General features: G+C 63.6%; 22 protein-coding genes, 1 pseudogene and 1 riboswitch. Of the genes and pseudogenes, 17 read left to right on the top strand and 6 right to left on the bottom strand.

All coding sequences use genetic code 11. The features are described 5' to 3' along the window. From DES43_RS20875 to DES43_RS20835, 9 genes are all read left to right on the top strand, one after another. The coding region (locus tag DES43_RS20875) for a helix-turn-helix domain-containing protein (protein ID WP_425359075.1) at positions 1–953 on the top strand (953 nt) is incomplete at its 5' end. A gap of 295 nt (positions 954–1,248) precedes the next feature. Beyond that, complete coding sequence (locus DES43_RS20870; protein ID WP_123195987.1) at positions 1,249–1,902, top strand: ParA family protein; 654 nt, start codon at positions 1,249–1,251, stop codon at positions 1,900–1,902. Between the two features lie 8 nt (positions 1,903–1,910). After that, a complete protein-coding gene (locus DES43_RS20865; RefSeq protein WP_239025373.1) occupies positions 1,911–2,201 on the top strand; it encodes a ribbon-helix-helix protein, CopG family in 291 nt (96 codons plus the stop codon). Between the two features lie 101 nt (positions 2,202–2,302). Beyond that, a complete protein-coding gene (locus tag DES43_RS20860) occupies positions 2,303–2,764 on the top strand; it encodes a hypothetical protein (protein WP_123195989.1) in 462 nt (153 codons plus the stop codon). After that, a complete protein-coding gene (locus tag DES43_RS20855; RefSeq protein WP_123195990.1) occupies positions 2,761–3,042 on the top strand; it encodes a type II toxin-antitoxin system RelE/ParE family toxin in 282 nt (93 codons plus the stop codon). The genes DES43_RS20860 and DES43_RS20855 overlap by 4 nt, the downstream gene beginning before the upstream one ends. A 19-nt stretch (positions 3,043–3,061) precedes the next feature. Next, positions 3,062–3,298, top strand: a complete 237-nt coding sequence (locus tag DES43_RS20850) for a hypothetical protein (protein ID WP_123195991.1) — start codon at positions 3,062–3,064, stop codon at positions 3,296–3,298. A gap of 361 nt (positions 3,299–3,659) precedes the next feature. Continuing rightward, positions 3,660–4,661, top strand: a complete 1,002-nt coding sequence (locus tag DES43_RS20845; RefSeq protein WP_133676168.1) for a GGDEF domain-containing protein — start codon at positions 3,660–3,662, stop codon at positions 4,659–4,661. Further along, positions 4,658–5,020: a hypothetical protein gene (locus tag DES43_RS20840; RefSeq protein WP_123195993.1), complete on the top strand. Its 363-nt coding sequence runs from the start codon at positions 4,658–4,660 to the stop codon at positions 5,018–5,020. Before DES43_RS20845 ends, DES43_RS20840 begins: the two co-directional genes overlap by 4 nt. A gap of 209 nt (positions 5,021–5,229) precedes the next feature. Continuing rightward, the gene (locus tag DES43_RS20835; RefSeq protein ID WP_133676167.1) at positions 5,230–5,643 is read left to right on the top strand and encodes a response regulator; all 414 of its coding nucleotides are present in this window, start codon (positions 5,230–5,232) and stop codon (positions 5,641–5,643) included. A 53-nt stretch (positions 5,644–5,696) separates the two neighbouring features. On the opposite strand, the gene DES43_RS20830 is transcribed toward DES43_RS20835, so the two are convergent. From DES43_RS20830 to DES43_RS20815, 4 genes are read right to left on the bottom strand one after another with little or no spacing between them, the layout of a single operon-like run. Continuing rightward, the gene (locus DES43_RS20830) at positions 5,697–6,611 is read right to left on the bottom strand and encodes a HEPN domain-containing protein (RefSeq protein ID WP_133676165.1); all 915 of its coding nucleotides are present in this window, start codon (positions 6,609–6,611) and stop codon (positions 5,697–5,699) included. After that, complete coding sequence (locus DES43_RS20825) at positions 6,598–8,262, bottom strand: type IV secretory system conjugative DNA transfer family protein (RefSeq protein ID WP_123195981.1); 1,665 nt, start codon at positions 8,260–8,262, stop codon at positions 6,598–6,600. The genes DES43_RS20830 and DES43_RS20825 overlap by 14 nt, the downstream gene beginning before the upstream one ends. Continuing rightward, a complete protein-coding gene (locus DES43_RS20820) occupies positions 8,259–8,960 on the bottom strand; it encodes a hypothetical protein (protein ID WP_123195982.1) in 702 nt (233 codons plus the stop codon). The genes DES43_RS20825 and DES43_RS20820 overlap by 4 nt, the downstream gene beginning before the upstream one ends. Then, the gene (locus DES43_RS20815) at positions 8,953–9,255 is read right to left on the bottom strand and encodes a mobilization protein (RefSeq protein ID WP_123195983.1); all 303 of its coding nucleotides are present in this window, start codon (positions 9,253–9,255) and stop codon (positions 8,953–8,955) included. The genes DES43_RS20820 and DES43_RS20815 overlap by 8 nt, the downstream gene beginning before the upstream one ends. Before the next feature lie 271 nt (positions 9,256–9,526). Between DES43_RS20815 and traA the strand changes: the two genes are divergently transcribed. Both traA and DES43_RS20805 read left to right on the top strand, forming a co-directional pair. After that, positions 9,527–13,489 (top strand): Ti-type conjugative transfer relaxase TraA, encoded by a 3,963-nt coding sequence (gene traA / locus DES43_RS20810; RefSeq protein ID WP_245514613.1) that lies wholly within the window; start codon positions 9,527–9,529, stop codon positions 13,487–13,489. 11 nt (positions 13,490–13,500) lie between these two features. Further along, entirely contained in the window at positions 13,501–14,265 is a 765-nt protein-coding gene (locus DES43_RS20805) for a DUF6118 family protein (RefSeq protein WP_133676163.1), read from the top strand. Positions 14,266–14,285: 20 nt separating this feature from the next. On the opposite strand, the gene DES43_RS20800 is transcribed toward DES43_RS20805, so the two are convergent. Next, a complete protein-coding gene (locus tag DES43_RS20800) occupies positions 14,286–14,690 on the bottom strand; it encodes a helix-turn-helix domain-containing protein (RefSeq protein WP_133676161.1) in 405 nt (134 codons plus the stop codon). 5 nt (positions 14,691–14,695) lie between these two features. Beyond that, complete coding sequence (locus DES43_RS20795; RefSeq protein ID WP_133676159.1) at positions 14,696–15,097, bottom strand: hypothetical protein; 402 nt, start codon at positions 15,095–15,097, stop codon at positions 14,696–14,698. Between the two features lie 228 nt (positions 15,098–15,325). Next, a riboswitch (TPP riboswitch) is annotated at positions 15,326–15,441 on the top strand. Positions 15,442–15,521: 80 nt separating this feature from the next. On the opposite strand from DES43_RS20795, the gene DES43_RS20790 reads away from it, so the two are divergent. The 6 genes and pseudogenes from DES43_RS20790 to DES43_RS23310 all read left to right on the top strand — a co-directional run bounded on the left by DES43_RS20790 (position 15,522) and on the right by DES43_RS23310 (position 19,328). Continuing rightward, the gene (locus DES43_RS20790; RefSeq protein WP_133676157.1) at positions 15,522–16,169 is read left to right on the top strand and encodes a TenA family protein; all 648 of its coding nucleotides are present in this window, start codon (positions 15,522–15,524) and stop codon (positions 16,167–16,169) included. Positions 16,170–16,172: 3 nt separating this feature from the next. Further along, positions 16,173–16,829, top strand: a pseudogene (locus tag DES43_RS22525) (TenA family protein); the annotation flags it as partial. After that, a complete protein-coding gene (locus DES43_RS22785; RefSeq protein ID WP_245514615.1) occupies positions 16,812–17,348 on the top strand; it encodes an NUDIX hydrolase in 537 nt (178 codons plus the stop codon). The pseudogene DES43_RS22525 and the gene DES43_RS22785, both read left to right, overlap by 18 nt. Beyond that, entirely contained in the window at positions 17,345–18,154 is an 810-nt protein-coding gene (gene thiD, locus DES43_RS20780; RefSeq protein ID WP_133676153.1) for a bifunctional hydroxymethylpyrimidine kinase/phosphomethylpyrimidine kinase, read from the top strand. The genes DES43_RS22785 and thiD overlap by 4 nt, the downstream gene beginning before the upstream one ends. A gap of 206 nt (positions 18,155–18,360) precedes the next feature. Then, on the top strand, positions 18,361–18,939 hold the full coding sequence (locus tag DES43_RS20775) for a recombinase family protein (protein WP_123195994.1): 579 nt from the start codon (positions 18,361–18,363) through the stop codon (positions 18,937–18,939). A 176-nt stretch (positions 18,940–19,115) separates the two neighbouring features. Further along, on the top strand, positions 19,116–19,328 hold the full coding sequence (locus DES43_RS23310; RefSeq protein WP_123195985.1) for a ribbon-helix-helix domain-containing protein: 213 nt from the start codon (positions 19,116–19,118) through the stop codon (positions 19,326–19,328). The last annotated feature ends 217 nt before the right edge of the window (positions 19,329–19,545 follow it).

Genomic DNA, 19,545 nt, shown 5'->3' with positions numbered 1-19,545 from the left:
TCTTGCGGAAACGGGGAATGCCGTGCCTGCCGTCCACAGTCGTCATGTCCTCCGAATGGAAGGACGGAAGGCATATGTTGAGGACGCATTACGCGGCCGCGATCGGCTGCGCGCGTGGGAACGCGCTTGATGAAATCATGCGGGAAGTCTGGACGCGCTACGGTGCCGGCCAGCTCTCCGACGACGAGGCCGGCGAGCTTATGACGCTTGCCGAGGGCCGCCGGGCGGCGTGGCGGGGATCGGGACAGGTCGGGCTTGGCCTGGTCATGCCCCCACCGGCCGAGCGATGCCCGACGCCGGTTCGCCGGCATAGTCATATCCGGGGGCGATCGGAGGGCCGCATATGGCGGCCGACGACGCGCAAGGACGTTCAGGCGATCTTGAAGGCGGCCGAAATCTACAACGAGGCCGGCTTGCGCCAGAAGGGCGAGCGCAGCGGCCCGTTAGGGTCGGTCGCGCTCGACGTGTTGCGGCTGTTCGTCAATCTCATCGACTTCCGCACCGGCCGGCTAGAGCCGTCAATCACCACGATCATGGATCGGCTCGGCCGGTCGCGCGATACGATCGTGCGGGCGCTGAAGAACCTGCGGGCGCATGGTTTCATCGACTGGCTGCGGCGCTACGAGCCGACCGGCAACGAGGGGCGCGGCCCACAGGTCCAGCAGACGAGCAACGCCTACCGCCTGTCCCTGCCGGAGAAGGCCCGGCAGTTCCTTGGGCGGTTTGCCAAGGCCCCGCCCCCGCCCGACGACCATAGCGCCGCACAGGAAGCCCGCGCGGCCGAGGTGGACGCCTACAAGAAGGCCCTGCCCCTCGATGAGCTGGCGCTGTCCGAGGCCGGCGATACCGCGCTAGGTCGGGCGTTGGTGGCCCTTGGGAAAGCTATCCAGAAACGTGAGTCCGATAACCAGACTGAATCCCAATCTAATCTATATCTAAAAGCGCAAACATAAGCGGTCGCCGCTGTTCGGGCTGCTTTCGCAGCCCTGCGGCGGTTCCGATCCGCGCATAGGCGGATCGGGAAGCGGATACCTCACAGCAAAACCGCCAGCCTCGCGCCTGCGGCCAGCCTCCTATGGGCTTTCGAGAGAAAGCAGGCGGAAAGGTTAGTGACTACTCGTGCAAATGTGCACAATTGCACTTTTGGCTAGGTGCACAGTTTTCCATTGACCCCGGAGCCGGTCGCGTGGCATATTTCAATCCTGCAATTGTGCACAAAGGAGCTTTTGCAAAAATGCGGTGTTGCACATGAAAACTCTAGCTATCGCCATGCAAAAGGGCGGCGTCGGAAAATCGACGCTCACGAAGGCCCTTGGCGTTGCCGGCGCAAAATCCGGCCTCAATGTCCTCGTGCTGGACATGGACGCGCAGCAATCGACCACCCAATGGGCCGAGCGGCGCAAGGACGCCCTGCCCGTTGTGCGGTTTGCGACCGAGATCGACTTGCCGAAGCTCTTGAGCCAGGCCGAGGAAGCCGGTTGCGACCTCGTTGTTATCGACACGCCCCCCGCCCGAAGCACTGAGGCCCCGGCCGCCGTCGAATATTCCGACCTCGTGCTTGTGCCGTGCACGCCTGACATAGAGGCGTATGAGCAGCTTCCCAGGACCGCGCGCCTTGCGCGTTCGAGCGAAAAGCCGGCTGCTGCCGTCCTGACGATGGCGCAGCCGAATAGCCGCGCCGAGGAAGATATTGCCCGCCAGGTCTTCGAGACGGTCAAGCTCCCGATGGTTCCGGCCGTCATCCATCGATTCAAAGTGCATCGGGACGCGAGCCGGGAGGGGCTGACGGCCTTTGAGATCGACCCCGAAGGCAAAGCCGCCGCCGAGCTGCAAGCTTTATGGGATTGGGTGAGTGCAGAATTGCAATTGAGCACAAACGCAGTTGTGCACAAGAGAGCATGAGGAACGATATGGCGAAGACAAAGGCAACCGCGCAGGATTTCCTGTCGAAAATGAAGCTTCCCGAGCAGGAGAGCGAGGAATCCGCCCCGATCGCGGCCGAGGGGGCGCAGATCGAGCCGCGCCGCACGGCGGGCAGGGCCGGCCGCAAGCATATCGGCGGCTATTGCGATCAGGACACGGTTGAGAAGGTGGCGCTATTGCGGGCGCGTCTCGGCCTCGACAATTCGCAGCTCATCAAGCGTGCCATTGATGAGCTTTACAGCAGGGAAGGGGCCGCCCGGAAGTTTGGTGACCGATAGTGCACTTGTGCAGAACTGCATTTGTGCACTCAGTACAAGCGGGATTGCAATCTATAATAAATCGCATACTCTACCGATAGAAGATTGCAAGGAACCAGGTCATGGCAGCAGAAACGATAGACCACAGCACGCTTACGGAGCTTGTAGAGGCCGGCGCGTTGCGCGGCGCGCATGTCGTCGGCCAGCCGGGCGGTTGGTCGCTTCGGGTAAAATATGGGGCTGCGGAGCGTGCGCTTGCAGCGCAACGCAGCCGACAGGTGCGTGTTTTCCGGCGCATTGAAACCTTGGTTTCCTATCTCAAGGACGTGGGAATCGAGCATTTCGACGTGGACGCGGCCGACTATCAGGCCGAGGGTGGAAAGACTCGACCAGATCGGGCCGAGGCGATGCGCCGCGCGCATGAGGCGGCCGCGCATGACAAATGGTTCCGCGATCAGATCGAGGAAGCCATAAAGGAAGCCGACGACCCGAACACCGAATGGGTGCCGCACGAAGTCGTCAAGCAGGACATGGCCCGGCAAAGGGCCGAGTTGCTGGCCCGTATCAAGGGCGGCCGTGAGTGAATATCGTTTGGCTACCGAGGGCGCAGGCCAATCGCACCCACGCCATAGACTATATCGCGAAGGAGAATCCCCGCGCGGCGCTCGATCAGCTCGGGGAGATCGAGCAGCAGAGTGACATGTTGGCGGATCATCCCGAAATCGGCCGTGTCGGACGCCGGCGCGGCACGCGGGAGTTGGTTATCAATCGGACCCCGTTCATTCTCGTTTACCGCGTGCGATCGAGAGCGAAGCGTGTTGAGATTTTGCGGCTTCTACATGGCGCGCAGAAATGGCCCTAGCAAAATCAGGCGGCGAAGGATGATGCAGAAGACGGCCGAAACCATCATCCGCGAGCTTGCGGCACGGCATGGGGCCGAAGCGCAGCGCACGGCGCTGGACGGTTGGGCTGATGATGTGACGCGGCTTTCCGGTGATGCCGTCACCCTCGATTCCGTCGAGGAACTGATAGTTGGCTTGCGCCGGGGAAACCTCGTTGATGGGATCGAGCTGACCCGGCTGCATTCGCGTTACCTTGATGAGCGGGCAGGGCAATAGTGCACACCTGCACAGGTGCATGTCTGCAACCCGCCCCCGGCCGTCCCTACGGCCCTGGATGATGAGAGCGGGCCGGCCGGGGGCTAGCGTCTCGGCCGGTTAATTAAGATTTTACCAATTTTCGCGGTCGACCGTTAAACGCTACGGGGTAAACTGCCGTTTGCTTGTGGAGACGCAGGCCGAGGCTTGGAAACCTCGCAAGGTTAGCGGTAAATGGAGCTGGTGGCGACCGGGTGACGGACGTGTATGTCCAGGCTCCGGCTAAAGGCGTTCGTGCCTGTCTAATCTCAGGTTTTCCAACATCCCGGTCCCCGCTGTCTCCCGCGAATAGTGTTCGCACAGGGCAGGGAGGCGCGATCGGATGCCGGATGAACGACGCAGCGCATGGGGCGGGCCCTTCGGGGTGGCGTTCGACCCTTTGAAAAACTGGCTGGAAGCCCTGCCTAGCCCTGCCGTCTGGCGGGTGGTAATCCTGGGCATGGCCCTGGTCTTCCTTCTGGATTGTCTATTGGCCGGAAGGGGGCTGCGCCTGGGGCCGTTCTACCTGCTGCCGATCTGCCTTGCCTGCTGGCGGCTCAGTTTCCGGGCCGGGTTGTCCCTTGGCGTCGTGGCTGCGATCCTTGCGGCGATTATGGAGATCGCGATTACCGGCCGATCCACCGGCACCGCCCTTGGCAATCTGACGATGAACGTTTCGGCAATCGGTGTCCTGGGCGGGATCGTGGCGAGTTTCCGCCGAAGCGTAGAGCAAGAGCGCGTTTTTGCGCGCCGGGACGGGATCACCGGCGCGTTGACACGGCAGGCATTCGAGCAACAGGCGGAAACAATGATAGAGGCGGCCGCCGAACAAGGCCGGCCGCTGCTGCTGGCCTATCTCGACCTCGACGGCTTCAAGATCGTGAACGATCGTTACGGCCACGAGGCCGGCGACCAGGTGCTCAAGCGTTTCGGGATCGCGGCGCGGGCGGCGCTGCGGCGCGAGGATTGTTTCGGCCGCATGGGTGGTGACGAGTTCGCCTTGCTGGTGTCGCTGCCGTCGATCGAGGACGCCCAGGAGACGGCCGAGCGGCTGCACAGGCGGTTTTCGGAGGCGCTGGCGGATACGGCGCATAAGGTGACATGCAGCATGGGAGCGCACACGATCGCGCCCGATGACGGGGCTTACCTGGACGAGCTGCTGCGCAAGGCCGACCGGCTGATGTATGCGGCCAAAAATGGTGGCAAGAACGGCTTGCGCTTCGCCACGGCCGCGCCGTCGCTCGACGTGGAATTGCCGTTGTTCGCCAACCTGGGCAAGCCCTCGCCCCGGCCGATCCTCGCCACCCGGTTCAGCGATGCACCGGAGGCCGCCGGCAACGCATGAAGGGGCCGCACGATGAAACGGCCGATCTGCTGGACACGCTGCTTTACACGGTCAAGGTGATCGCCACGAGCGGCCCCGACGACAAGCAGCGGATCGCAAACGCCTATCAGGATGCGCGCCGGCTGGCGGCGACGATCGGCCTTGACGACGAAGGCTCGGCGCGGCCGCGCATCGTCGCCTGTTTAGAGCGGTTCAGTGCCTACAAGGACGCCGGCGACGTCGCGGCGGCCGGCTGGATGCTGACCGCGATTCAGGAGCGCGTGGCCGAGCGCGATCTCCCCTATTGGCGAAAGCTGAGGAAGATCGTTGACGTTGCGGTGCGCGAGCTGCCCCGGCCGAAAAAAACAGCATTCCATTGAAACAAAAGCCGCGTCAGGGCGTTACTTGCATGTTGGCGTGAATTGCCGCCGAGGCGTGGAAACCTCGTTAGATTAGATTGCGTTGCCTGCTCCCGTAGCGGCCCGGCCGATCTGGGTTTCTCAAAAGCAGCGCGCCGGATGCTACCTTTGGGCGGCATTGGCGAGTTGATCCAGGGCAAGCGCTACAGTGGAGGAAGGTCACAGGGGGGATGACGGCAACGATTCTCACCGGATTCCGGGTTCTGGTCGTCGAGGACGAATGGTTCATCGCTGACGATCTCGCGTGGCATCTGGAAACGGCTGGGGCGATCGTCCTGGGGCCAGTGCCGAGCGTGCGAGAAGCCTTGAACATACTCAACACGCCCGACCAGCTTCCCGATGTTGCGTCCCTCGACTTCAACCTTCTTGCCGGTGATACGTCCATCCGGATCGCGGAGGAGCTGGACAGGCTGTATATTCCGTTCGTCTTCGCGACGGGCACGCCGGAGCTGATCCCGGTGCTTTACCAAATGCGTCCTGTTTGCCCTAAGCCTGTCGTGTCGGCGGCATGGTTGCAAGCCTTGGCCGAGGCGATGACGATCCGGCCCGTAGGCGAACGCGCTCCCCATTTAGCGCCGAAGTGAGCCGGAGGGCCGTCAGTGACAAAGCCCCGGTGCGATAGCGCCGGGACCGTTTCTCATGCCCCTGCGGGACCGGCGAGCCGTTCGGCGCAGATCGCGGCGACGGCCTCTTGCAGCGCCGTCACACGATCGACCAGCCACGCCAGTTCCTCGCCGGTGATTTCGTAGGCCGGGGAATAGCGCGCGCCGACATAGGCGCGATCGAGGCGGGTAAAGCATCGCTTGGCGAAACGGGTATCGCGCGGCCACACGGCGATGAGCTGCGGGGCGATCCGCTCGGCATGGGAACGCAGGACGGACAGGCGGTGCGATTTGGGGCTGTAGAGCGTCAGGACGGTCAGGACGCAATGATAGAGGCGTTCGACGGTCTGATGCAGATCGAAAGCGGCTTCCTTCTCGTAGCCCCGTCTCATGGCTTCCTGCGCCAGCTCGAAGCGGCGGGCGGCGTTCGGAAACCAATGGCCGAAATGCCGTTGCGCTTCGGCGCGAGCTTCCTCCGGCGCGAGGGTTTTGGGGGAGGCGAGGGGATAGCCCGGAAGCTCATAGAGCACGATTCCGTCGCGGGCTATGTCCACGAAGAAGGGGCGGCCGTGGGTGAGCTGGTCGTTGAAATCCGTGAGGGTGTGAACGATGAAGTTGACCGGCGTGGAGAGCTGGCGCGTGATGGTCAGTTCTTGCAGGAACCGTTCGGCCGCCTTTTCCCATGCCTCATATTGTTCGGCAAAGCCGCCGTAGTTGACGACGACGAGCAAATCATAGTCGGAGCGATAGCCGCTCTTGCGATCCTCGACCCAATCGCCGCGCGCATAGGAACCGAACAGGATCAGCTTGAGGATGCGGCCGCGCCTGCCCTTTTCGGAGAGCTTGGTTTTCAGGGATTCGTCAAATTCACCGAACAGGATTTGCGCCGCGCGCTCCAGCTCGCGGCGCTTCCTGTCGGGCAGATGGGTGAGGCGTTCAGGGAGCGTCATACAGCCCCCGGAACTCTGCATCGGCGTAATAGGCGAGCTTGCCGGCGACGATCGGCCGTTGCCCGGCCAGGAACAGCAATTCGACATTCTGTGGCAGGTTGCGGACCTCATCGGGGGTCAGCAGCGGACGGGCGGTGTGTTGCTCGCCGTAGGAGATCCCCGACTTTTCGGAATCGAGGGCGCGGCTCATGGTCTGGAACACCACGGTTTCTTGGCCCAACAGATCGGAGACGAGCCGGGCGCTGTCGTGATCGTTGACCCCGAACACCTGCAGGACGCCGGCATTCGACAGGAATGTGCCGGCGCGCTGCCCGTAGGTGGCGCGGAGCTGGTGAACGTCCTGCAGGATGGGCCAGAGCTGGACGCCATAGCCGGCCATGAGGCCCATGGCGCGCTCGACGGGGGCCAGATGGCCGAGGGCGGCGAACTCATCGAGCAGGTAGAGGACCGGCACGGCGGGCTTGGCGGGATCGCGGGCCATGTCGGTGAGGCTTTGCGCGACGAGCAGGCGCAGCCAGCGCGAATAGGTCGAAAGGCGATCGGGCGGCAGGACGAGGAACACCGAGGCGTTGCGGCGCTTGAGATCGGCAAAGCCGAAATCAGATCGGCCGAGCACGGCAGTCATGCGGGGGCTATCGAGGAAATGGGTATGGCGTTGCGCGGCCGACAGCACGCCGGCCGCCTCCCGGTCGGATTTGCCGAGGTGGCGGTTCGCGGCGCGAGCGACCAGGCCGGCCGCTTCAGGGGATGCCTGCATGTCCTTCAGGAGCGCGGCGAAGGCTTCCGGGGCAAGGGTGAGATATTCGCGCAGGGTGGCAAGGCTTCGGCGCTCACGCGGCTCCTGGGCGGCGATATGGAGGATCAGGCCGGCAATGAGCGCCTTGGCTTCCTCGTTCCAATGCGCCTCGCCGGCCATGCCCGGTTCATCGAACACGAGGGCGTCGGCCAAGGTGCTGGCATCTTCCGCGACATCGAGGCCGGCCGGGTCGAGCTGGTCGAGGGGATTGAAGGCCGCCGAGGGTTTTGCGGTGACGCCGAAGGGGTCGAGGACGTGGACCGGCCCGAATTTTTCACGGGCGCGGCCGGCGATCCTGGCATTTTCGCCCTTGGGGTCGATGCAGATCACGGAGCGGTCGGCGGTGAGCAGGTTCGGGATGATGGTTCCCACCCCCTTGCCGGTGCGCGTCGGTGCCATCGTCAGCAGATGGGCGGGGCCGTCATAGCGCAGCAGCTTCGCGGATTTCGGATCGCGGCCGATCAGCAGGCCGGAATGGGCGCGGGCGAGGGCGGCGGTTTCCTTGGTCGTGGCGAAGCGGGCCGAGCCGTGGGTTTCGCCGTCCATATCCCCGAAATGGATAATCAGCGGATTGGTGACGAGCCGGAAGGTGAGCGCGGCCAGCACCAGCAGCGTGACGAGATCGAGCGCGATGAACGGGATCGTGCCGGGGCCGTAGCCGGCTTGCTGGAGGGCGAACCGGCCGCCGAAGCCGACGACGAAAAGCGCGACGATGAGGATGAACAGGACGCGGAGCAGCGTTTGCCAGATGCGAAAGGGTGCGGCGAGCAGAGAGAGGAACGCCCATAGCGGATCGTGGGCGGCCGCGCGCAGCATGTTCTTGAAAGCGGTCCATGCAAGCGTTGCCTGGTTCATTGGAGCTTGCCCTTGCCCTGCGGCCGGTCGGACGTGAGCTGTTCGAGCATCTGGCGGGTTATTTCGTCGGTGGCTTCCTCGCGTGCGACACGATCGGCAACCCAGGCAGCAAAGCGTTCCGCCTCATCCTCGATATCGGCCAGGTCCGCGCCGGCCGCGATCCTTGAGAGGACAACGAGGCGGCCGCGCGCCTCGCCGTCCTCGATGGTGGCTCCGAGCGGGATCATCTTTTCGACAATCCGGGCCAGGGGGATTGGGGAGGGCAGGGCGAGCCTTTCGATCCGGATACGCCGACCGAGCGGCAGGGTGTCGATGGCGTCGGCCGGAACGCGCTTTTCGGCATCGACGGGTAGGGCGAGAACGCGGCTCATGCGGGCGGCCCCAAGCAGGAAAGCCGCCTTGACGCCTTCATGGGTTTCGCCAAGCGGGCCGCCCATGTCGCTGTAGGTGAAGGCGATGCGATGCCGGGCGAGCAGCACGTCAATATAGTCGTCACTGACAAAGCCGATCCCTTCGGGGCCGACCTCGCCAGGCTTTCTATCGAGCCAGACGAAATGATGCCCGTCATGGCGGGAGCCGTATGTCGCCTCAATCTCATCCTCTGTGACGAAGGCGTGGCAACCCTCCACGCCAGTAAAGATGCAGGTTCCCGGCTTGCCGGCGAGGAATTCGCGATAGAGCTGCATGGCGTCAGGCATCGGACACCCCCTTGTCGGTCCCGCCCGGCTCGGCGGCAGGCTTGAGCAGATCGGCAAACAGTTCCTTGTCACCGGGGCGCGTCAGGAAGTCGGGCAGCTCACGCTTGAGCCATTCGCCCAAGCGCCGGGAAAATTCCTCATCCTTGCCGTTTTCGAGCCGATGCAGGACGAGCGCACCGAGCAGCACCTTGCGGCGCGTATCGTTAGCGCGTTCCTGTTTCGAGAGCCGGGCCTTGAGCGTGGCGCGCTGCGCATCCAGTTCGGCCAAGCGTTGTTCGATCGTTTTGCGCGCCATTCCTCAAATCTCCTTTTCCGGTTGTTCGCCTAGACTATCATTCCCGGCCATCTTTTCCAGCATTTGCCCGTTGCGCTTGAGTTTTCGGCGGCTTTGCAGCACAATCCGGGCCTCAGTTCATCGCATCGACCTTGCCGCAAGCGCCACACCGAGCGACGAAAAAGCGTAGCGAATGAGTTGAGAAGGGCGCACTTACGAGTTACTACGTAACTCAGTGCTCCGCCAGCTTGGAGGGTGGCGGGAAAGGCGGAAACGGGATCGAGGCAACGGGTTGGCGATCTACCATTTCAGCATGAAGCCAGTTTCGCGGGCGAAGGGCCGTAGCGCCGTCGCCTCAATGGCTTATCGTGCCGGGGAGAAGCTGACCAACGAGCGCGACGGGATCACGCACGACTACACGGCCAAGCAGGGCGTTGAACATGCCGAGATCGTCTTGCCGGAAGGCGTCAACGCCGATTGGGCGCGGGATCGGTCGGACTTGTGGAACGCCGCCGAGTTTGCCGAGAAGCGGAAGGACGCCCGCGTTGCCCGCGAGTTCGAGGTTGCCTTGCCGCATGAGCTTTCGGCCGAGCAGCGGCTAGAGGCGGCGCGGGAGATGGCGCAGGAGCTGGCCGACCGTTACGGCGCGGCCGTGGACTTCGCCATTCATGCGCCGCACGAGGCGAGCGACGTTCGCAATCACCATGCCCATATCCTTATGACCACGCGGCAGGTGATGGAGAACGGCTTAGGCGAAAAGACCTATCTTGAGCGCGAGAATAAATGGCTGCTGGCGAACGATCTACCGACAACCGATATGCAGCTTCGCGATATCCGCCAGCGGTGGGAGGGGATCGCCAACGAGCGGTTGGCGATGGCCGGTCATGATATTCGCATCGACCATCGTTCGCATATGGAGCGCGGGCTTGAGATCGCGCCGACCGAGCATATGGGCGTCCATGCCACGCAGATGCAGCGTAAGGGCCTGGACGTGTCGCGGTCGCGGCTGGACGAGGAAGCGGCGCAGCGCAACGCCGAGCTGATCCGGGAGAAGCCGGAACAGGTTCTAACGATCATCACCGGCGAGAAGAGTGTGTTCGACCGGCGCGACGTGGCGCGGGCGCTGCATCGCTACATCAACGACGATCCTCAGGAGTTCCAGAACGCCTTTGCGACGGTGATGGCATCGCCGGCGCTGGTCGAGCTTCAGTCGGAGACGATCGACCCGGCGACGGGCGAGATCGGGCTTGCGCGCTATTCGACCCGCGAAATGGTCGAGATCGAATCCGGCATGGTCGCGGCGGCCGAGCGGATGCACGAAGTGCAATCGCATGGCGTCGATCGCCGGCATGTCGAACGGGCGATCGGGGCACAGGATGCCGCCATTCAGCTCAGGGCCGGCGATGCGTCTGCCGGCTTGTCGGATGAGCAGCGCGGGGCGATCGAGCATATCACCGGGCCGGAGCGAATCGCGGCGGTTGTCGGTTATGCCGGCGCTGGCAAGTCCACCATGCTCGCCGCCGCGCGTGAGGCGTGGGAGGCCGAGGGCTATCAGGTCCACGGCGCGGCCCTGTCGGGCAAGGCGGCCGAGGGGTTGGAGGAATCGTCCGGCATCCAGAGCCGCACGCTGGCGTCATGGTCCCGCGGTTGGGACAACGACCGCGGCCAGCTCGGCCGCGGCGACGTGTTTGTCATCGACGAGGCCGGGATGGTCGGGAGCCGCCAGCTCGCCCGGTTCGTCAACGAGGCCGAGGCGCGCGGGGCGAAGATCGTCCTTGTCGGGGATCACGAGCAGCTACAGGCGATCGGGGCCGGCGCACCGTTCCGGGCGATCACGGAGGAAATCGGCCATGCCGAGCTTTCCGAGATACGCCGGCAGCGCGTGGACTGGCAGCGGGAGGCTTCCGTTGACTTCGCCACGCACCGGACGGCCGAGGGGCTGGCGGCCTATCGGGATCGCGGCAATATCAGCTTTGCCGAGACAGGCGCGGACGCGCGGGGGGAGATCGTGCGCGATTACCTTGCCGATCGCGATCAGCGTCCGGACGGTACCCGAGTTGCGATGGCGCATCGGCGGGCCGATGTTCGCGCCATCAATGACGCGATCCGGGCCGAGCTACAGGACCGGGGCGAGCTGGCGCGGGTGGACGAGGACCGGGAGGGGCCGGGCCGGGCGCTGACGTTCCAGACCAATGCCGGCAAGCGCGACTTTGCGACGGGCGACCGCATCGTGTTCCTTGAGAACAACCGCGACCTTGGCGTGAAAAACGGGATGCTTGGCACCGTCGAGCATGTCGAACCGGGCCGCATCATCGCTACCTTGGACGGCCGAGGCGACAGCGTTTCCGTGCCGATGGGCGACTATCAGGCGATCGACCACGGTTATGCGACGACGATTCACAAAAATCAGGGGGCGACGGTCGATCGTTCCTATGTGCTGGCGTCGGGGACGATGGACCGGCATCTCACCTATGTCGCCATGACCCGGCATCGTGACAGCGTGCAGCTCTACGCCGCCCAGGACGAGTTCACCAATGCCGGCCGGCTGGTCGAGCATGGAGCCGCGCCGTTCGAGCATGATCCGCAGAAGTCCGACAGCTATTTCGTGACGCTGGAAACTGACCAAGGGCAGCAGCGCACCCTATGGGGCGTCGATCTTGAGCGGGTCATGAAGGAGGCCGCGCCGGAGATCGGGGACAAGATCGGCCTACAGCATGAGGGTGCCACCCCCGTCACCTTGCCGGATGGGACGCAGACGCACCGCAACACATGGAAGGTTCAGGACGCCGGCGAGTTGGCCTATGACCAGCTAGAACGCCGCCTGTCCCGGTCGGGCGTGAAGGAAACGACGCTCGACTATACCCGCGACTTTGCCGAGCGGCGCGGGATCGCGGAAACGTTGGGTGTCCGCAGCGAGATCGCGCTTGCTTCGCCGGCTATAGAGGGGCACGCTTTTCATCCTTCCGAACGGGAGGCTCAGGGCCGGCCGAGGCTTGAGCATCAATCGGAGGATAATGTTCGCCAGCAGGCCGGCCCTGATGCAGCGCCGCCGCATGGCGTCAGCGCCGATCGGTCGGAACGGCAGACACCCGAAAAGCTATCGCTCGATGAAAAATCGGTCCCGGCCTCTTTGGGCATTGAGGGGGGTGAGGGCCGGGACCGGGCTCGCAGCGGCTACGCGAGCAGAACAGAGTTGCATAGCAGCGGCGAGAAAGACAAGCGTAAGGATCTCGCGCAAAAAGCTGGCGCAGATCTCACGCAGGATCTTCGTGCAGATCCTCGCGAGGATCTCGCCGGCGCTCGCAGCCGCGATCATGGTGAACGAGCGGTTAAAGATCGTGGTGACCAATCCGTTAACGAGCGTGGTCAACAAAAAGTTAACGAGCAGCCGCGCCGCAATCCGTTCGAGGGCCTGAAACTCGGGCGCGGCGCGGCGGCCGAGCGTCCGCAGCAGGACCGCGCCGGCGAGAGCGGCCCGCAGATCGACCAGAAGCGGCCGCAACAGGCCGAGAAGCAGCGGCGCGGTATGTTCGCCGGCCTCAAACTCAATGCGCGTCCTGGGCCTTCCCAGGATCGCGGCGAGGCATTGCGGATGCAGCGACAGCCGGAAAGGGAAGCGAGCTTGCGGGCATCGTTGGCGCCAGAGGGGCCGGCGCAAGACCGGCTGGCCGATCGGGTGCGGCGGCAGTCGCCGCTTGAGGCGGCCGTTGACCGCTACGCGCGGGCCTATCAGTCGATCGACCAGCACAGGCGCGAGGGCCTGCCGGTGCTCGACATGCAGCGGCAGGAAATGCGCGCGGCCGGCCAGCAGCTCGACCAGGTGCAGGACGGTATGAAAGATTTGATGCGCTCGACGCTGCAAAACGATCCGGACACGATGCGCGCCATGACCGAGCTTTCCGGCCGGGAACGTGTCGCCCAGGTCATCGAGGGGATGAAGCGTGAGAACGCGGCCCTGCAAGACCCGAATGTCAGGGCCGAGCGGTTCGTTGAACGCTGGCAGGATTTGAGGGCGCAGCACAAGCAGCTACGCGGCTGGCAGCACGACGAGGCGCGCGGCAAGGTCGAAAACCAGATGACCGGCCTGACAAAGAGCCTCGAACGTGACCCGCAGGTTGATTCCATCTTGCGTAACCGCCGCCGGGAACTCGGAATCGGTGAGCATCTGCGCAAGGGCCAGAGCATCGCCCACGAGCTGCAAGAGGAAATGGCACGCGGACAGCGCCTTAGCCGGGGCATCGGCATAGGAAGGTAGGCAGGCAGATCATGACGGAACTGGACGACCACGACGACAGGGAAGGTATCGCACGGCAAGCACTGGCCGACGACGCTGGCGACCCGGCCGCAGCCTTCGACGCGCTACGGCTGACGGTGGAAGACCTTGCCGGCGATCTCAGGCGGGAAATGACGACGATCCGCAAGGGCGTGGAGATGGCCCTTGACGAATTCGACCGGCAGGGGCCACCAGCGGACTACAAGCCCGAGCTGGCGCAGATCGTGCAGCAGCTCGCCCATGTCGGTGAGCGCGTGCAGGGCGTCGAGCAGTCGCCCATTCTCAAGCGAGGCGCGGAGCACTATGCGGCTGCGCTCGAGCGCAGCGGCGAGGGCCTGGTTCGCACCGCCGCGCAGCAGCTCGAGCGCCAGGCATCCGACCTCGAGCGCGCCGGCCGGGTTCTTTCCCTGCATGTCGCCAGCGCGCGCGAGCGTCATGTTCAGAATCGTTATTTGTGCATCGTCGGCGGGGCTGGCCTGGTCCTTGGCATCCTGTTGACGCTGTTCGCCCCGCGCGTGCTGCCCGGTCCCGTTGACATGGCCGTTGCCTCGACCGCCATGAACGCCGATCGCTGGAACGCGGGAATCTCGCTGATGAGATCGGGAAGCCCGAGGGACTGGAATAATCTGGTTTCGGCCAGCGATCTTGTGCGGGCCAATCGGGCGGCGCTGACAGCATGTGCCGAGGCGGCGGCCACGGCGAACGAGGATCAGCGCTGCACCGTCACCGTGGCAGCACCGGCGCAGCCGGCGCAATGATCGTTGTTCGATCCGGCCGATTATCCGGCAATGGATTTGACAAGGGCAACGATCTTTCTGCGCACGGTCAGGGAGCCGATCCGGGCAAAGGCCATGTTCAGCTCCTGGCCTTCATTGCTGGCGATGAAGCGGGATAGTTCGTCGTCGGCCAGCGTTGAACCGGGTGCAGCATCGTTCCCCCCTTCGGGGAAAAAATAGGCTGGCTGCACGCCGAGGACCGCCGCCATCCGCAGAAGTCCGCTTGCACTGACCCGGTTCGTTCCCTTCTCGTATTTCTGGATTTGCTGGAAGGATACGCCGAGGGCCTTCCCGAGCTCAATCTGGCTTACGCCGAGCAGGCGGCGGCGGATTTTGATCCCCTCCCCTACCGCAACGTCGATTGGGTCCGGGCCTCTTGCCTTGGGCTTTGGTGCGGTTCGAGCCATGGCCGTCAGTCAACCATTTCCACGATCTCATATGCCCGCACGAGTGGCCCGACGCCTTCATTGAGCAGCGTCAGGACGGCCGGCCCTTCAATCGGGGCGATCTCGATCCGCTCGATGCGAACCGGCATCCACGGCGTTGCCGGGTCCGAGCGCATGACTTCATCGCGCAGTTCGAGAACGGCTTGCTTCACCTCATCCAGATCGGGGAAAAATTCATTGCGAAGGTCCGTATCCCGCCAGCGGGCCGCAACATCACTGTCAGCACAGCTATAGGTGTATAGGATCAAGGTCACTCCCCCAGTTTTCCAATCGTTGTTGGTGGGGAGGATCGAGCCTGAAACGAGATCGGTCCCGTAGGGGCGGGGCAAGATGACGCCGCCGCGTCGGCAGGCGTGCCATTCGGGCAAGCCGCCTGCTATTCTCCTGATCTAATCCCAGAGGTTTCCACGCCCCAGACTCGAAAGCCCGAGAGCATCATAAACCACTGTTTTTGCACTTCAAGCGTGCAGGTAGAACTTGCTAGTTCGCAGAAGCTAGGCGCAAAAGCTGTCGCACGTTTCGGGAATTTTGCGACACAGATGCTTGCGTCCTCTGAGAACATTGCGCGCGCTTGTTTTCAGTCTTACACTATTCTCGCGAATACCAAGGGGAGCCCCGCGAAGGGGCTGAGATATCGCTAGCACCAGCAGCGCGGTGACCCTTCGAACCTGATCCGGATCATGCCGGCGAAGGGATGGGAATGTTGACGCCTGCCTTTTGCCGGCCTCCCTGCGAGGCCGCACCATGCCAGAGAACCCACGGTCTCGCTGCCAGCCACGAAAGGGCAGCACCATGACCGAACATTTCACCGAAACCCTGAAACAGGCCAGCGAGCCGATTTGGGCGAAGGCGGTCGAACACCGCTTCGTCGCCGAACTGTTCGCCGGAACCATCTCCGACGAGGTGATGGCCTCCTACCTCGTTCAGGACCATCGCTTCCTCGACAGTTTCCTGACACTGCTCGGCGCGGCCATCGCCACGGCTGACACATTCGAGGCGCGGCTGCGCTTCGGCCGTTTCACCGGCCTGATCTCGGGCGAGGAGAACACCTATTTCCTGCGCGCCTTCGAGGCGCTCGGCGTGACACAAGAGCAGCGCGAGATCATTCCCGACACGGAACCGACAAAGGGCTTTCAGGCGATCATGCGCGAGGCCGCCGCCACGCGCTCCTATGCCGCCGCGCTTTCCGTGCTCAACGTCGCCGAATGGCTCTATCTCGACTGGGCCTCGCGCGCGACAAAGCCCCTGCCGGAGAACTTTGTCCATGCCGAATGGATCACGCTGCACGACAATCCCGACTTCCGCGACTTCGTCGCCTTCCTGCGCTCCGAACTGGACCGGGTCGGGCCGGCCGAGGCCGAAGTGAGCCGGGACTTCTTCCTGCGGGCCGTTGCGCTGGAACTGGCCTTCTTCGACGCGGCCTTTGACGCGGGAGAATAAGCCGTGGATATCTTCGATCGCCTCAAGCAAGCGGCCGCTCGCGAATGGGAAAGCTATGTCGGCCATGCCTTCGTGCGGCAACTCGGCGAAGGCACGCTGCCGGAAGCAGCTTTCCGCACCTACCTCGTTCAGGATTACCTGTTCCTCATCCAGTTCGCCCGCGCCTGGGCGCTGGCGGCCTACAAGAGCCGGACGATCGCTGACATCCGCGCCGCGCAGGCAGGGCTTGCCGGCATACTGGACGAAGCTGAGCTTCATGTGCGGCTCTGCGAGCGCTGGGACATCTCGCGCGACGATATCGAGGCTGCGCCTGAGCATCAGGCGACGGTCGCCTATACCCGCTTCGTGCTCGATTGCGGCGCGGCCGGTGATCTACTCGACCTGCAAGTCGCCCTTGCACCCTGCGTCATCGGCTATGCCGAGATCGCGAACAAGCTCGCTCCCAAGGGGCTCGAAGCCTTGGGAGAGCACCCCTATCGCGAGTGGATCGGCGAATATGCGGGCGAGGCGTATCAGGCCGTGGCCGCCGGCGCACGGCGGCAGCTCGACGATCTCGCCGAACGCAGCATGACGGACAGACGCTTTACGGAACTGGCCGTGCTGTTCGGCAAGGCGTCACGGCTGGAAGCGGACTTCTGGCAGATGGGGCTCGATGCGTCATCAAGCAGCCTCGCAGTCGGCGAACGTGATCCGGATCGTGCCAGCAAAGGGACGGGGGCAAACCGCCTCCTTGCTTTGTCGCCAGTCCGGCCGGTGGCGGCGACCATCGCCGCCGTCTTCCACGAAAGCCGAATCCTTCTGGTGCGTCGTGCCAATCCGCCCGATGCCGGACGCTGGGGCTTCCCGGGCGGAAAAATCGAGGATGGAGAAGCGATCGAGACGGCGGCGGTTCGCGAACTTCTGGAAGAAACCGGAGTCCATGCTGAAGCACTTCGCGTTTTCACGGCGGTCGATGCCTTCGATTATGACGAGAGCGACCGGCTTCGCCAGCATTTCATCCTGATCGCAGTGCTGTGCAAATGGAAATCGGGCGAGGCGGTCGCCGACGACGACGCCCTTGAGGCGAGATGGTTCCACCTCGATGAACTGGACGATGCCAGCCTCGCGCTGAGCCTCGACGTCGCCCAGGTCGCACGACAGGCGGCCGCTCTGTTCGCGAAGGAGGTCGCCACGTCATGATCGCCAATGTGCTCAGCATCGCCGGCACCGATCCCACAGGGGGCGCAGGCATTCAGGCCGACATAAAGACGTTTTCGGCCTTGGGGACCTATGCAATGGCTGCGATCACCGCTGTCGTCGCGCAGAACACGCAGGGCGTACGATCGTTCGTTGCGCTCGATCCCGATTTCGTTGGAGACCAGATCGACGCGGTGTTCGAGGACGTTCGCGTCGATGCGGTCAAGATCGGCATGGTGGCCACCGACCGGATCGCAGAGGTGATTGCGGAGCGCCTGCGCCGCCACGAGGCAAGGAACGTCGTGCTCGATCCGGTGATGGTCGCCAAAAGCGGTGATCACCTTCTGGAGCCCGACGCAGTTACCGCCATTCGCGACCTGCTGGTGCCACTGGCGAACGTCATCACACCGAATCTCCCCGAGGCCGGCGTGCTGCTCGGCACCGAGCCGTCTTGGACGCTACCCGAGATGCGGGCGCGGGTCGAAGAGCTGCGCAAGCTCGGCCCAGAGTGGGTTCTGCTCAAGGGCGGGCATCTGAACGGATCGGCTGACAGCGTCGATCTCCTGCACGGCGCGTCGGGAACTATTGAGCTGTCGGCTCCCCGCCTCAAAACACGCAACGATCACGGCACCGGCTGCACGCTTTCAGCCGCTATCGCCGCGCTGTTGCCCACTCTCCCGGTGGAGGATAGCGTGCGAGCGGCCAAGATCTACATGCACGGCGCGCTCGCGACGAGCGGGGAACTGGAGGTCGGGCTCGGACATGGCCCCTTGCATCATTTCCATCAGTTCTGGAAACAGGCGACCTGACGACTACCGCCGGGCAAGGCGGTACTTGTTGCGGAAATCCTAAGTTAAGCAGCACCTTGGCGGGAAAATCCGAATTCCTTGTGGTTCAGTGACTTAGGCGAAACCGTCACTGTCGCATGTCTTTGTCGCAAGTGCTAAAACACCTGCGACATGATTTGCGACAGGAGAAGGCCGTGAACCGCCAACCAGATTCCGACACCGGCCGGGTGTTCATCGGCTATGCCCGCGTCTCGACGCGCGGCCAGGACCTCGACCAGCAGCGGGCCGCCCTTGGCGCGGCCGGCTGCATCCGCATCTTTGAGGAAAAGGCATCCGGAGCGAAGCGGGACCGGCCCGAGCTGGCGCGGATGCTCGACCATTTGCGCGCCGGCGACGTGGTGACGATCACCCGGCTAGACCGCCTCGCCCGATCGACAGCCGACCTTCTGGCGATCGCGGAGCGGATCAAGGAGGCCGGCGCTGGCCTGCGCTCGCTGGCAGAGCCTTGGGCTGATACGACGACGCCGGCCGGGCGCATGGTGCTGACCGTGTTCGCAGGTATGGCCGAGTTCGAGCGAGCCTTGATCGCGGAGCGCACGAGCGCCGGCCGGATCGCAGCGAAGGCCCGAGGCGTGCGGTTCGGCCCCTCCCCTGCCCTCACGGCCGAGCAGATCGCCCACGCGCGCCAGCTCATCAACGAGAAAAACAAGCCGGTTACGGAAGTCGCCCGCCTCCTGGGTGTGCATCGCGCGACCCTCTATCGGGCGCTAGACGGCGCGGCGTTTGTATCGTACGAAACAAAATAATGTGCATTTGTGCACAAGTGCAATGCTGCACTCCTATGCCTTGGCAGCCGATTCGACCTTCTAACGAGGCGAGATAACTTGAATCGCCGCGAATTGTGACAGCGAAAACCCCGGGATTTCAGGGGTTTCGATTCAAGGCATTGCAGAATCAACAATTTTCTGGATTACATGTAAATATGAGTCGTGTAGCCAAGCCACCAAGTAAGGAACTCGTTCGCGCCCATCGGGAGCGGCGACGAGCTGCTGGCCGGGTTTTGGTGAACACTGACCTTCCTGCCGAGATGGTCAAAGCTATCGACCAACTCAAGGAAGCCAGGGGCGTGCGGGGACGTACGCCGATCATCGAAGAAGCATTGAGGGTCTATATCGAGACGCAGCAAGGGACATAACGGCAAAGCCCCTCGCCGTTAGCAGCGGCGAGGGGCTTTAGGGCCGTCAGACACACCGTAGAGACGGGGCCAAACCAATCTCCCCTTATCTACGCTAGAGCACGCCAATCCGCAAGATTGATTCTTGCGGAAACGGGGAATGCCGTGCCTGCCGTCCACAGTCGTCATGTCCTCCGAATGGAAGGACGGAAGGCATATGTTGAGGACGCATTACGCG

It is taken from the genome of Aquamicrobium defluvii (assembly GCF_004363725.1).
Taxonomy (GTDB): Bacteria; Pseudomonadota; Alphaproteobacteria; order Rhizobiales; family Rhizobiaceae; genus Mesorhizobium; species Mesorhizobium defluvii.
The sequence above is the reverse complement of the archived record's forward strand: the minus strand, read 5'-3'. Positions and strand labels throughout refer to the sequence as shown.